Below are 12,224 nucleotides of genomic sequence, written 5' to 3' on the forward strand. Positions count from 1 at the left end.
GTCCCCTCAGTCTTCCTTGTAGCGGAAGAGGCGGAAGTTGGCGATGCTCACGACCGCCAGCAGCAGGGCGAACACGATGCTCATCGCGGCGGCGCGACCGGCGTTGTTGTTTCGCAGGCCTTCCTCGACGATGAACCACACCACCGTGCGGGTCTCCGTGCCGGGCGTCCCCTGGGTGATCAGGAATGACTGGCCGAACATGTTCGCCGAGGCGAGCACGGTCGTCGTGATCACGAAGAGCAGCACCGGCCGCAGCCCGGGCACTGTGACGTTGCGGAACCGCTGCCACGCGTTCGCGCCGTCCATCCGGGCCGCCTCGTACAGCTCCGGCGAGATGTCCTGGAGGCCGGCCAGGTAGATCACCGCGTTGAAGCCGGACGTCCACCAGACGGTCACCCCGACCAGGGAGATCCACGCCCACGGCATGTTCGTCACCCAGGGGGTGTCCGACGGCAACCCGACCACGCCGAGGAGCCGGTTGACCAGGCCCAGGTTGGCGTCGAGCAGGAAACGCCAGAGCAGGCCGATCACCGCGACACCCAGCACGTACGGCGCGAAGTAGATGGCCCGGAAAAACGTCCGGCCCGGGAAGGAGCGGTTGAGCAGCAGTGCCAAACCCAGCGGTACGACCACCAGCAGCGGCACCGACAGAACCGTGAAGATCGCGGTGGCCCGGACGCTCTGCCACCAGTCGCCGTAGACGGCGGAGTCGCTGGAAAAGAGCTGCTTGTAGTTGTCCAACCCGACGAACGGCCGGTTGGGCAGCTGGAAGTCCCACTGGTGCACGCTCAGCCAGACGCCGAGGACGATCGGCAGCAGGCCGAACACCCCGAACAGGACCAGGTAGGGAGCGAGGAACAGATATGGCGTCGCCCGTCTGGTCCGACCCGCCGAGGCGGACCGGCGGACTGCGTTGGCCGCCGGGGGCGGCGCGTCACCGCGCGCCGCCCCGACCTCGATCACGCCCGCCACGGGGTATCAGCTCCCGTACTTCTTGCGGTTGTCCTCGAGCTGCTTGTTGGCCTTCGCGACACCGTCGTCCAGCGCCTGCTTGGGCGACTTCTTGCCCAGCGCGGCCTCATTGAAGGAGTTGTAGAAGGTGGTCATGACCTCGCCGAGACCCGGGGCCGCCGGAGGGAACGCCGCGTACTCCAGCTCGGGGGCGAGCGACGAGATCTCCGGCAGCGCCTTGAACTCGGCGCCCTCGCGGACGGCCTTACGGGCCGGGACCTGGCCGCCCTTCGCCCAGTCCAGCGAGTGCTCGCTGAGCCAGTTGATGAAGACCTTGGCGCCGGAGACCTTGTTGGCGTCGTTGGCCCGCTGTTTCACGATGGTGAAGTTGTGCGAGTTGGCCCACGCCGCCGGCTTGCTGCCGATCTGGGGGAGCGGGGCGACGCCCCACTGCACGTCGGGGCTCTTCTTCAAATCGTTGATCTGCCAGATGCCGTTCCAGGTGAAGGCGTTCTTGCCGCTCTTGAACGACAGGTAGTCGGCGTCCTGACCGACGTTGGCCGGCGAGAAGCCCTGCTTGATCATGTCGACCAGCCAGGTGCACGCCTCGACTGCCGGGTCCGAGTTGAAGGTGGCCTTGGCCACGTCCGCGTCGAACAGGGTGGCGCCCCACTGGTTGAGCAGCGAGTAGAAGGTCATGCCGCCGGTGAACTGGAACGGGCTGACCCAGAAGCCCTGGATGCCGGCCTTCTTCAGCTCGGTCAGCGCGCCGACGTAGTCGTCCTTGGTCGTCGGCGGCTTGTTCGGGTCCAGGCCGGCCTTCTGCATGACGGCCTTGTTGTAGTAGAAGCCCAGCGGGTGCATGTCCAGCGGGATGCCGTACCGCTTGTTGTTGTAGAGCCCGCCCTTCCACACCGTTGGGGCGAAGTCGCCCTCGGCGAGTTCCAGATTCTTGGCGACGTCGTCCAGCTCGGTGATCACGCCGCGGGCGGCGAAGGTGGCGAGCTGGTCCATGTGCATGACCGCGATGTCCGGGCCGTTGCCGCTGGAGGCCGCGCCGGGGAGCTTGTTGTAGTAGTCCTCCCACTGGTACGTGGCCACCGACACGGCGATGTTCTTGTGCTCGGTGTTGAACTGGTTCACCAGCGTCTTGAAGATTTCGCCGTCACCGCCGGTGAAGCCGTTCCACAGCTTCAGGTCCACCTTGGGGCCGGTGTACTCCTTGCCCCCGTTGCCGGCGGCCGGCCCGGAGGCGCTGTCATCGCCGCCGCCGCAACCCGCGAGGGTCAGCGAGGCCGCGGCGCCGAGTCCGAGACCGAGGCCGAGCAGGCGACGCCGGCTCATGTCGTTCTGGATCATGCTCTATCTCTCCTTGAGGGGGAACGGAATGAATTGTGCCTGCTCAGAACCGGTGTGACACCTACGCGTTGGCCGGGCCGAAGCGGAGCACGCTCCAGGACACGGCGGGCAGGCGCACTGTGCACCGGCCACCGTCGGGGGTGGGGGTGGGCAGGTCCCGAGGCGTCACCCGGTCGGGCTCGGCCTCGGTGTTCATCGCCGACGGGTCAAACCCGGCCACGATGCTCTGGAAGGACAGGCCGGACATAGCCGGCAGCCCACGCAGATCGATCTCCAGCGGGAGATCGGTGGAGTCCCGGTTGACCGCGAACACGGTCAGCTCGCCGGTCTCCTCGTCGTGCACGGCGACGGTGTCGAGCACCGGCACGTCCCCGTACTTCTTCGTGTCGTAACGCGGCGACACCGGGTCGGTGCGCAGCACGGTGCCCCGGGCGTACCGGGCGGTCAGCGCGAACGGGTGGAAGATGCTCTGCCGCCAGGCGGGGCCGCCGTTGCGGGTGCGAATCGGCGCGATCACGTTGGCCAGTTGCGCCTGAGCGGCCACGCCGACCCGGTCCGCGTGACGCAGCAGGGTGATCAGCAGGTCGCCGACGACCACCGCGTCGACGGCGGTGAAGTCATCCTCGATCAGCGCCGGAGCCTCGACCCAGCCGCGCCGGTCCAGGTCGGCCTGGAGGCGGGACTCGTACCAGACGTTCCACTCGTCGAAGGAAATCTTCAGCTTGCGCTTGTGCCGCTGCTTGGCGGCCACGTGGTCAGCGGTCGCGACAACCTCGGTGATGAAGTTGTCCATGTCGACGGCCGACGCCAGGATGCTCGCCTGGTCGCCGTCGGACGGGTCGTAGTAGGTGTGCGCCGAGATGTAGTCGACGTGCTCGTAGGTGTGCTCCAGCACGGTCGCCTCCCATGAGGCGAAGGTGGACATCCGCCGGTTGGAGCTGCCGCAGGCGATCAGGCTGATCGACGGGTCGATCATCTTCATCGCGCGGGCGGCCTCGGCGGCGAGGCGGCCGTACTCGTCGGCGGTCTTGTGGCCGACCTGCCATGGGCCGTCCATCTCGTTGCCCAGGCACCACAGCCGCACCCCGTACGGGTCCTCGGCGCCGTGCTTGCGCCGCAGGTCGGAGAGCTCCGTGCCGCCCGGGTGGTTGGCGTACTCCAGCAGGTCCAGTGCCTCCTGGACCCCGCGTGTGCCGAGGTTGACCGCCATCATCGGCTCGACGCCGGCCTCTGCGGCCCAGGTCATAAACTCGTCCAGCCCGAACGCGTTGGTCTCGATCGTCTTCCAGGCCAGGTCGAGCCGGCGGGGCCGGTTGCCGACCGGGCCGACCCCGTCCTCCCAGCGGTAGCCGGAGACGAAATTGCCACCCGGGTAGCGGACCACCGAAACGCCCAGCTCGCGGGTCAGGTCCAGCACGTCGCGGCGCAGGCCCCGGGAGTCGGCGCTGGGGTGGCCGGGCTCGTAGATGCCGCCGTAGACGCACCGCCCCATGTGCTCGACGAATGAGCCGAAGAGGCGTCGGTCGGCCGGGCCGATGGAGAAGGCCGGGTCGATCGTCAGCTGCGCGGTCCGCAAGGGGGTGCCACCTTTCCTCATGCCGATGCCCGGGTGAGCGCGGTCACTGTTCACCTGGTGTCCACCGTTTCTACAACGTTGTAGGCAACGTTGTAAAGGGCTGATGAAGAGGTATGGTGCGCTGGGTTACATCGGGGAGGTGGGGGAGTGCGACACAGGCTCAAGGACGTGGCTGAACGGGCCGGGGTGTCGGTGAAGACCGTCTCCAACGTCGTCAACGGCTACGTGCACGTGCGGCCGGACACTCGTGCCCGAGTTGAGGAGGCGATCGCCGAGCTCAACTATCGGCCCAACCTCTCGGCCCGCCACCTGCGTAAGGGCCGCACCGGCGTGATCGCGTTGGCCGTTCCGGAACTGGACATCCCGTACTTCGCCGAGCTGGCCCGCTACGTGGTCACCGCCGCCGCCGCCTACGGCTGGACGGTGCTGATCGACCAGACCGGCGGTCGGCGTGAGCAGGAACGGGTGGTCGCCTCCGGCATCACCGACCACCTGATCGACGGGCTCATCTTCAGCCCGTTGGCGCTCACGGCGGAGGACCTGGCCGGCCTGGACGGCACGCCCATGGTGCTGCTCGGCGAGCGGGTCGAACACGGCCCCGCCGATCGAGTGGTGATCGACAACGTGACCGCGGCCCGGGAGATCACCGCTCACCTGATCCAGCTCGGCCACCGCCGGATCGCGGCGATCGGCTCCCAGCGAACCGACGAGGGCGCCAGCGCCCGACTGCGCCTGGCCGGCTATACCGACGCGCTGCGCGCCGCCGGGCTCGACTACGACGAAACCCTGGTGGCGCCCGCGTCGGCCTGGCACCGCGCCGACGGTGCGGCCGCCATGCAGGGCCTGCTCACCTCCGGTGTACGCCCCGACGCAGTCTTCTGCTTCAACGACACCCTCGCCCTGGGTGCCCTCCGCGCCCTGCACGAGGCCGGTCTGCGGGTGCCCGAGGACGTGGCGGTGGTCGGCTTCGACGACATCGAGGACGGTCGGTTCTCCATCCCCACCCTGAGTACCGTCGCCCCGGACAAGGAGAAAATCGCCCAACTGGCGGTCGAACTCCTCGCCAACCGCCTGGACGGCGACCGCACCGCCCCGGCAAAGGAGCTGTCCGCCCCCTACCGCCTGGAACTTCGCGAATCCACCCAGACCCCCTGACCCCCCCGGACCGGGTGGGGTCAGTCGAAGAAGCGGGCCAGGTGGGACTGGGGTGCCGGGTCGGCGTCCGGGGGGAGGGGCGTCAGGTCGGCGAAGATCGAGGCGCCGTCGCAGCCCGCGTGCAGTGGGTACCAGCGCGGCGTGCCCGGTGGCCGGAGCTGACAGATTCCCTTGAACGTCTGCACGTCCATCAGCCGGACGTGGGTCGGGTCGGCCACCGCGTTCACATGCCCCCACCAGGGGCTCATCACGTGCAGCACCCCACCGGGGCGGAGCACCCGATGACACTCGTCGACCAGCGGCAGGAAGTCGATCAGGTGCTCCAGGATGTGCACCGCGAAGAGGACGTCCACCGAGTTGTCGGCGAGCGGCAGCGAGCCGGACAGGTCCGCCACGGCATCCACTCCGGGCGCCGGGTAGATGTCCAGCCCCAGGTTGCTCGACCACTGCTTGGTCGGCCCACAACCGAGGTCCACCACCACCGGCGCCCGCCCGCCGATGCCGACCCGGCACCAGACGCCGTAGACACCGGCCAGCCGCCCCACCAGCTCGCGCACCAGCCGTAGCTGGGCGGGATCGGCCACGTCGCCGCTCAGATGGGCCACCCCCCGGTCGAACCGCACCTCGACCGCCAGGTCCCGCAACCGGTCATCGTGGCGGACCTGGTCCGCCCACGCCTGTGCGAGGGAATCGTCGATCGCCCGCAGCCGGTCGGCCGAGGGCGGAGTCTGTGCCAGAGCGACCATTCGGGCCACCTCCCGCCGCGCGATACCCGCAATCGCGCCCGTTATGCCCCGCTCGTCCACCTGGTCGGCGTGGCCCGCGCAACCGTGAATCGGCGTGTCGCAGCCTGCCGGACGCCCACGCGCCCAAGCGCCACGCGGCCGATCGCTTGGGCGCCGAGCGCCCGGGTCAGCCGGAGAGAGTGCGGCGGCCCCCGCGCATCCGCTGACGGGGCGGCGGGGCGGCGGGCTTCGGCCGCTTGAGGTGGTAGCGGTGCAGTTCGTTGTTGCCGGGCAGGGACGGGTCCTCGCTCATCGCGACCAACTCCCAGCCCTGGTCGCCGGCCCGGTTCAGGTGTGCCAGGGCGGTGTCGCCGTACGGCGTCACGTCGACCATCGAGCCGTCCGGGCCGTACCAGACGAAGACGACCTCCCAGCCGAGATCGTTGGTCGCGGCCTGGCGGCGGCGGACCAGCAGGGCGTACTCCCACTTGAGCATGGCGTCATTCTCACCCCGCGCCGACCCGCGGGCACGGATCAGTCCTCGGCGATCCGCCCGGCGTCGACCCGCAGTCGCCGGTTGGTCTCGATGGCGGCCAGCATCCGCCGGTCGTGCGTGACCAGCAGCAGCGTCCCGGGGTAGCTGGCCAGCGCCGATTCGAGCTGCTCGATGGCGGGCAGGTCCAGGTGGTTGGTGGGCTCGTCCAGCACCAGCAGGTTGACCCCACGGCCCTGGAGCAGGGCCAGCGCGGCCCGGGTCCGCTCACCGGGGGAGAGGGTGGCCGCCGGCCGGGGCACGTGCGCCGCCCGCAGGCCGAACTTGGCCAGCAGGGTCCGCGCGTCCGCCGGCGACAGGTGGGGTACGGCCGCCTCGAACGCGTCGATCAGCGGCACGTCACCGAGGAACAGCCCGCGTGCCTGGTCCACCTCGCCGACCACCACGTTGGGCCCGAGCGAGGCGGTGCCGGCGTCCAGCGGCAGCCTGCCCAGCAGCGCGGCCAACAGGGTGGACTTGCCCGAGCCGTTCGCCCCGGTCACCGCGACCCGGTCCGCCCAGTCGATCTGGAGGTCGACCGGGCCGAGGGTGAAGCCACCACGGCGTACCACGGCTCCGCGCAGCGTGGCGACGACGGCGCCGGCGCGGGGCGCGGCGGCGATCTCCATCCGCAGCTCCCACTCCTTGCGGGGCTCCTCGACCACGTCGAGCCGTTCGATCAGCCGTTCGGTCTGCTTGGCCTTCGCGGCCTGCTTCTCACTCGACTCGCTGCGGAACTTCCGGCCGATCTTGTCGTTGTCGGTGGCCTTGCGGCGGGCGTTCCGCACGCCCTTCTCCATCCACCCACGCTGGGTGCGGGCCCGAGCCTCCAGCCCGGCCTTGGTGTCGGCGTACTCCTCGAAGTCCGCGCGGGCGTGCCGGCGGGCCACCTCGCGCTCCTCCAGGTAGGCCGCGTAGCCACCGCCGTAGTGGTGCACCTGCTGCTGCGGCAGGTCCAACTCCACGACCCGGGTCACGGTGCGGGTGAGGAACTCCCGGTCGTGGCTGACCAGCACCGTGCCGGCGCGCAGCCCGGTGACGAACTCCTCCAGCCGCTCCAACCCGGCCAGGTCCAGGTCGTTTGTCGGCTCGTCGAGCAGGAACACGTCGTACCGACTGAGCAACAGCGACGCGAGCCCGGCCCGGGCGGCCTGACCGCCGGAGAGCCCCGTCGTCGGGTGGTCCAGGTCGACCGCGAGCCCCAGGTCGGCGCTCACCTGCTCGGCGCGTTCGTCGAGGTCCGCGCCGCCGAGGGCGAGCCAGCGCTCCAGCGCGTCGCCGTACGCGTCGTCGGCGCCCGCCGCCCCGGAGGTCAGCGCCTCGGTCGCCGCGTCCAACGCCGCCTGCGCGGCGGTCACCCCGGTTCGGCGGGCCAGGAAGTCCCGTACCGTCTCGCCCGGTCGCCGTTCCGGCTCCTGCGGCAGGTGGCCGACGCTCGCGGTGGGCGGGCTGAGCCGCACGCTGCCGGCCTCGACCGGCAACAACCCGGCGAGGGTACGCAGCAGCGTCGACTTGCCGGCCCCGTTCGGCCCGACCAGCCCGACCACGTCGCCGGGGGCGACCACCAGGTCCAGTCCGGCGAAGAGAGGACGGTCGCCGTGCCCGGCGGCCAGGTCCTTGACGATCATCGTGGCGCTCATCAGGACGGCAGCCTATCCGGCCGCCCGCATACGACCGGCGGGCAGCGGGCAGACTCAACGACGTGGTGACCACACTGGCGATCGACTGTGGCGGCGGGGGCATCAAGGCGTCCGTGCTCGACGAGGCGGGAACGATGCGGGCCCGGCCGTTGCGGGTGCCCACCCCGTACCCGTTGCCGCCTGCGCTGTTTGTCCGGACCCTGCTGGATCTGGGCGGTCGCCTGCCAACGGCGGACCGGCTCACTGTCGGCGTACCCGGGATGATCCGGCACGGAGTCGTGGTGAGCACCCCGCACTACGTGACCCGCAACGGCCCCCGCAGCCGGGTCGACCCGGACCTGCTTGCCGAGTGGTCCGGCTGGGACGCGCGCGGCGCGCTGGCCGACGCGTTCGGGGTGCCGGCGCTGGTGCTCAACGACGCCGAGGTGCACGGCGCCGGAGTGGTCGCCGGCACCGGCTGCGAGCTGGTGCTGACCCTGGGCACGGGGCTGGGCAGCGCGCTCTTCGACGGCGGGGTGCTCGCACCGCACCTGGAACTGTCGCACGCGCCGGTGCGCTGGGGCACCACCTACGACACGTACGTCGGCGAGCCGGAACGGCGACGGCTCGGCGACGCCTTCTGGTCTCGTCGGATCCGCCAGGTGGTGGACGGCCTCCGCCCGGTGTTCCGCTGGGACCGGCTCTACCTGGGTGGGGGTAACTCCCGACTGATCCGGCCCGAGCAGCTGGCCCGGATGGGTGACGACGTGGTGGTGGTGCCGAACACCGCCGGAATCGTCGGCGGTGTCCGCGCCTGGGAACTTTCCGCCGGACGCCGGGACGCCCGCACCTGACCCTTCGGCGCCCGACGGGGGCCCGAACTGACCCGATCTCGACCCCGGGAACAGTCGCCAAACTCCCGGTGTTGTGCCAGCGTCGGAACAGGTGACGGTGCGACCCGAGGAGGTGGCAGATGGATCTTCTGGCGGACTACCGGCGGGCGACCATGTTCTTCGAGACCGGTGACCCCAGTGGGGCAGCCCGACTGCTGGAGCCGATCATCGACGCCGAGCCCGGCAACGCGGCGGTCCGGCAACTGCTGGCCCGGGCGTACTTCCAGTCGGCCCAGCTCAACCGGGCCGAGGAGCATCTGCGCGAGCTGGTCGAGCGGGACCCGAGCGACCACTACGCGCACCACGTGCTCGGCCGGACGCTGGAGCGGCTGAACCGACACACCGACGCGCTGCGGCACCTGCGGATCGCCGCCGCGATGTACGCGGCCAACGACGACTACCGGACCGCGCTGGAGCGGGTGGAGACCCGACTGGGCGGCCGGCGCTGAACGTGCGGCGTGACCCGGCAGGGGCGGTCCTTCGGGGCCGCCCCTTCGTCGTCGGACGACCTGGCGGAGGTGCCTAGGATGGCGGACATGGGACCTGACCGGCCGGGGGCTGCGGCATGAAGCTCAAGCTGGACCTGCACGAGATCTTCAACAAGGGCCAGGACATCGACCGGGCGTTGCGCGGGATCATGGACGAGGCGGTGGCGAAGAAGGCCACCCTCGTCGAGATCATCCCCGGCAAGGGGTCCGGCCAGCTCAAGAAGCGCGTGCTGCGGTTCCTCGACCAGAAGGACGTCAAGCAGCTCTACCACCGGGTGGAGAAGGACTCGAAGAACTTCGGCCGCCTCTTCGTCCACTTCCGCTGGAAGTAGGAGCGGCAAAGCCTCTGACCTGCATAGCAGGCCGCTGCCAGGGCCGATGAACCATGATCATGCCGTGTCCAGGCCGCCAAGGCGGCCCGCTTCGCTGGCCGCTCGCGCCGCTGGACCTGGGCCGGAGCCTCTGGCCCGCCGCCCGCCTCTGGCCTTCGGCCGCCGGCGTGGCGGTTGAAGCCCGCCACCGGCGCGACGGGACACAGTGAGAAGCCCCGGACCGCTTTGGTCAGCAGCACGGGGCTTTGCCCTAATGGCGTGCGGTCAATTTCTGATACCGCAATCTATGCCGTTTTGGACCGACCTATCCTTGCCTCGGCCCTGATCGAATAGCTACGACGACTGCATCTGCTGCTTCCTTCGCGGCGCGAATAGAAAAGCACTCGTCGAAATCGACCGTCTCCATAGCGAATTGCCGACAGAAAACCTCAGCGATCAGCTTCATTAGCCTAGCTGAACCTTCTATTACGAAGAGCAGTCCGTCTTCGTCGTGAGCGGCCCTGGTTGAGTTCAGGTAACGCTTGCTTGCGTCGAGCCCATTCACGGTGGCGAAAGATCCGGCGTGGATGAGGTGATTAGCCGCTAGGTAGACCGTCCTCCACGCGTGACCCGAAATGTGTCTGTCGAGGTCGGAGAAGGTTATCCGACCTGCCGGGCTGCGGAATGCCGGCCTAGCCCATTCGAATGGGCGTCGAATGTCTCGCCCATACCGATGGAACAATTTGTTGGCTTCGGCTTCAATCTCTGCAATCTCTTTGTCGATTTCATCTAGGGGCAGGGCTTGCGCCTCGTTGGACCTGCGCTGCTCTTTCAGGTCTACCAGGTACTCGATCGTTGCGTATGCCTGATAGCGTTCGCAAACCTCATACGACGCGATCGCCAGAGTGCAGTGAATCATCACCAGCTCGTACAAGGTTCGCAGCCTGGCTGTAGCGCCGTCTGAAAATCCACCGAAAGCTAGGTGACCAACTTCTGAACCTGTTTTGCATGCCCGTGCAAACAGGCTCAGCAACACCAGCATCTTAAGTTCCGAGCCGGTCAGGGCATTGTCAACTCCGGACTTGGCCGAGGCTTCCCGAACCCCAGACGGATTATCGCGCTTCCACTTACGCACCATGTTGCCTATGGCGCGGGAGTGGATCTCCTCGCTGGTGGCCAGCAGGTGCTCGTAAGTGTCAACGACTTCTTTCCAGTCGCGGTGAATCCTCCGGCGAACTGCGTTTCCAGTCCTACGCCGCCACGTCACACGGGATGCCGATCTCTCCCTGACTGCCTTTATCTGATCAGGTACCAACTCGTCGGCGTGAGAGACCGCCTCTTCCACCAGGTTGTCGAAGTCGACATCCTCCGGTTGTCCGATCTCCTTAATTCGGGCATTTACAAACCGCAACAAGATCGATTCTTCCTGCATCGGACGACTCCAGCCAGTAGGCAGCCGGACAGAATACATCCGCATTGAGGGAGTCCTCTACTCGATAATTCGGCTGGGCTTCCCTGGTCCGGGTTGACCGCAGGTCGAGGCCTCGCAGGCACGTCACTTGGGCAGGTCGACTTGCCGCCAGAGCCAGCGCCGCCCTTGAGGTCCGAGGGGTACGCCCCCGGCGGGGCGCTCGGGCACTCTGGGATGGCTGGGGAGGCGTGCCCCTCGCAAGATCATGCCGTATCCAGGCCGTCAAACGAGAGCCAACGACAACCATCGTTGACCTTCCACGCCAGGCGTAGCAGCAGCTCAAACCCGCAGTCGTCTGGTTTGATCGACTACGCCCCCTGGCTAGATCAATACCGCAGGAAGTAGCGCCCAACGGCCAGTGTTCTGCGGCGACCGGTCCGTGCGGCCACCGATCCTTGGTTTAGATAGATCGCATCGAAGTTAGATTCCATCTAGCTTCGGAGGGATTGGTTCGGTTTGGCGTCGAATGGATCTTCGTCGTGTGGTGCGACGGAGCGTCTGCGCCAGCGGTCGGATACTGGGCTGGTGACGGAGGAGCAGGGTACCGAGCCGACGCGGTGGACGATTCACGGTGAACGGCTGGTGGATGGCAGCCGGCGGGCGCGGTTGAGCATCGCCGACGTGGAGCTGCCGGACGGGGTCCGTTTCGAGCAGTACGTGATCAGGGCACCCCGGTCGGCCATGGTTGCGGTGCTTGACGAGCAGGAGCGCCTGCTGCTGATGCGGCGGCACCGGTTCGTGTTCGACAGGTGGGTGTGGGAGCTGCCTGGGGGTTACGTCGACGACGGTGAGCAGCCGGCGAGCTGTGCGGTCCGGGAGGCCGAGGAGGAGACCGGGTGGCGTCCGGGTGCGGTGGAGCCGATGCTGTCGTTCCAGCCGTGGGTGGCGACCGCGGACGCGGAGAATCTGTTGTTCCTTGCGCGCGCGGCGACACATATCGGTTCGCCGGTGGACGTCAACGAGGCCGAGCGGGTGGCCTGGATGCCGTTAGCGGAAGCGCGGGACCTCGTGTCCAGGGGCGAGATCGTGGGATCCGGCACGGTGATCGCGGTGTTGGAGCTGATCGCGCGCAAAGCCCGGGGTGAGCTGTAGTCAGCGGCGTTGACCGAGGGCCACGTCGACACGGTTGATGAAGTGTCGAACG

The 12,224-nt window shown here is 68.5% G+C and carries 12 protein-coding genes; 5 read left to right on the forward strand and 7 right to left on the reverse strand.

Translation table 11 applies throughout. The features are described 5' to 3' along the window. Positions 1 to 6 precede the first annotated feature (6 nt). From ACIA47_RS13315 to ACIA47_RS13325, 3 genes are all read right to left on the reverse strand, one after another. The gene (locus tag ACIA47_RS13315; protein WP_396707833.1) at positions 7 to 972 is read right to left on the reverse strand and encodes a carbohydrate ABC transporter permease; all 966 of its coding nucleotides are present in this window, start codon (positions 970 to 972) and stop codon (positions 7 to 9) included. 6 nt (positions 973 to 978) lie between these two features. Continuing rightward, a complete protein-coding gene (locus ACIA47_RS13320) occupies positions 979 to 2,310 on the reverse strand; it encodes an ABC transporter substrate-binding protein (protein ID WP_396707835.1) in 1,332 nt (443 codons plus the stop codon). A gap of 61 nt (positions 2,311 to 2,371) precedes the next feature. Continuing rightward, positions 2,372 to 3,886 carry an alpha-N-arabinofuranosidase gene (locus tag ACIA47_RS13325; RefSeq protein ID WP_396707837.1) on the reverse strand — a complete coding sequence of 505 codons (1,515 nt, stop codon included), beginning with the start codon at positions 3,884 to 3,886 and terminating at the stop codon, positions 2,372 to 2,374. Positions 3,887 to 4,033: 147 nt separating this feature from the next. On the opposite strand from ACIA47_RS13325, the gene ACIA47_RS13330 reads away from it, so the two are divergent. Further along, on the forward strand, positions 4,034 to 5,041 hold the full coding sequence (locus ACIA47_RS13330; RefSeq protein WP_203120096.1) for a LacI family DNA-binding transcriptional regulator: 1,008 nt from the start codon (positions 4,034 to 4,036) through the stop codon (positions 5,039 to 5,041). A gap of 20 nt (positions 5,042 to 5,061) precedes the next feature. Here ACIA47_RS13330 and ACIA47_RS13335 read toward each other — a convergent pair whose 3' ends face one another. From ACIA47_RS13335 to ACIA47_RS13345, 3 genes are all read right to left on the reverse strand, one after another. Continuing rightward, entirely contained in the window at positions 5,062 to 5,787 is a 726-nt protein-coding gene (locus ACIA47_RS13335) for a methyltransferase domain-containing protein (RefSeq protein ID WP_112584718.1), read from the reverse strand. A 166-nt stretch (positions 5,788 to 5,953) separates the two neighbouring features. Continuing rightward, positions 5,954 to 6,262, reverse strand: coding sequence for a hypothetical protein (locus ACIA47_RS13340; protein ID WP_151492198.1), 309 nt, complete (start codon positions 6,260 to 6,262; stop codon positions 5,954 to 5,956). Between the two features lie 38 nt (positions 6,263 to 6,300). Next, the gene (locus ACIA47_RS13345; protein WP_396707839.1) at positions 6,301 to 7,938 is read right to left on the reverse strand and encodes an ABC-F family ATP-binding cassette domain-containing protein; all 1,638 of its coding nucleotides are present in this window, start codon (positions 7,936 to 7,938) and stop codon (positions 6,301 to 6,303) included. Between the two features lie 62 nt (positions 7,939 to 8,000). Between ACIA47_RS13345 and ACIA47_RS13350 the strand changes: the two genes are divergently transcribed. The 3 genes from ACIA47_RS13350 to ACIA47_RS13360 all read left to right on the forward strand — a co-directional run bounded on the left by ACIA47_RS13350 (position 8,001) and on the right by ACIA47_RS13360 (position 9,630). Beyond that, complete coding sequence (locus tag ACIA47_RS13350) at positions 8,001 to 8,771, forward strand: ROK family protein (RefSeq protein WP_393255289.1); 771 nt, start codon at positions 8,001 to 8,003, stop codon at positions 8,769 to 8,771. 119 nt (positions 8,772 to 8,890) lie between these two features. After that, complete coding sequence (locus ACIA47_RS13355) at positions 8,891 to 9,259, forward strand: M48 family metallopeptidase (RefSeq protein WP_112584722.1); 369 nt, start codon at positions 8,891 to 8,893, stop codon at positions 9,257 to 9,259. 116 nt (positions 9,260 to 9,375) lie between these two features. Further along, complete coding sequence (locus ACIA47_RS13360) at positions 9,376 to 9,630, forward strand: Smr/MutS family protein (protein ID WP_007465523.1); 255 nt, start codon at positions 9,376 to 9,378, stop codon at positions 9,628 to 9,630. Positions 9,631 to 9,934: 304 nt separating this feature from the next. Here ACIA47_RS13360 and ACIA47_RS13365 read toward each other — a convergent pair whose 3' ends face one another. Continuing rightward, a complete protein-coding gene (locus ACIA47_RS13365; protein WP_396707842.1) occupies positions 9,935 to 11,041 on the reverse strand; it encodes a DUF5677 domain-containing protein in 1,107 nt (368 codons plus the stop codon). A 564-nt stretch (positions 11,042 to 11,605) separates the two neighbouring features. On the opposite strand from ACIA47_RS13365, the gene ACIA47_RS13370 reads away from it, so the two are divergent. Continuing rightward, on the forward strand, positions 11,606 to 12,172 hold the full coding sequence (locus ACIA47_RS13370; RefSeq protein ID WP_396707844.1) for an NUDIX hydrolase: 567 nt from the start codon (positions 11,606 to 11,608) through the stop codon (positions 12,170 to 12,172). Positions 12,173 to 12,224 lie beyond the last annotated feature (52 nt).

The sequence above is a fragment of the Micromonospora sp. NPDC051227 genome (assembly GCF_044455385.1).
Classification (GTDB): domain Bacteria; phylum Actinomycetota; class Actinomycetes; order Mycobacteriales; family Micromonosporaceae; genus Micromonospora.

What these genes read in the sequence shown, in the direction of transcription:
- ACIA47_RS13365 (WP_396707842.1), bottom strand. Translation starts at nt 11,041, where the DNA reads ATGCAGGAAGAATCGATCTTGTTGCGGTTTGTAAATGCCCGAATTAAG.
- ACIA47_RS13340 (WP_151492198.1), bottom strand. Translation starts at nt 6,262, where the DNA reads ATGCTCAAGTGGGAGTACGCCCTGCTGGTCCGCCGCCGCCAGGCCGCG.
- ACIA47_RS13355 (WP_112584722.1), top strand. Translation starts at nt 8,891, where the DNA reads ATGGATCTTCTGGCGGACTACCGGCGGGCGACCATGTTCTTCGAGACC.
- ACIA47_RS13360 (WP_007465523.1), top strand. Translation starts at nt 9,376, where the DNA reads ATGAAGCTCAAGCTGGACCTGCACGAGATCTTCAACAAGGGCCAGGAC.
- ACIA47_RS13345 (WP_396707839.1), bottom strand. Translation starts at nt 7,938, where the DNA reads ATGAGCGCCACGATGATCGTCAAGGACCTGGCCGCCGGGCACGGCGAC.
- ACIA47_RS13335 (WP_112584718.1), bottom strand. Translation starts at nt 5,787, where the DNA reads ATGGTCGCTCTGGCACAGACTCCGCCCTCGGCCGACCGGCTGCGGGCG.
- ACIA47_RS13320 (WP_396707835.1), bottom strand. Translation starts at nt 2,310, where the DNA reads ATGATCCAGAACGACATGAGCCGGCGTCGCCTGCTCGGCCTCGGTCTC.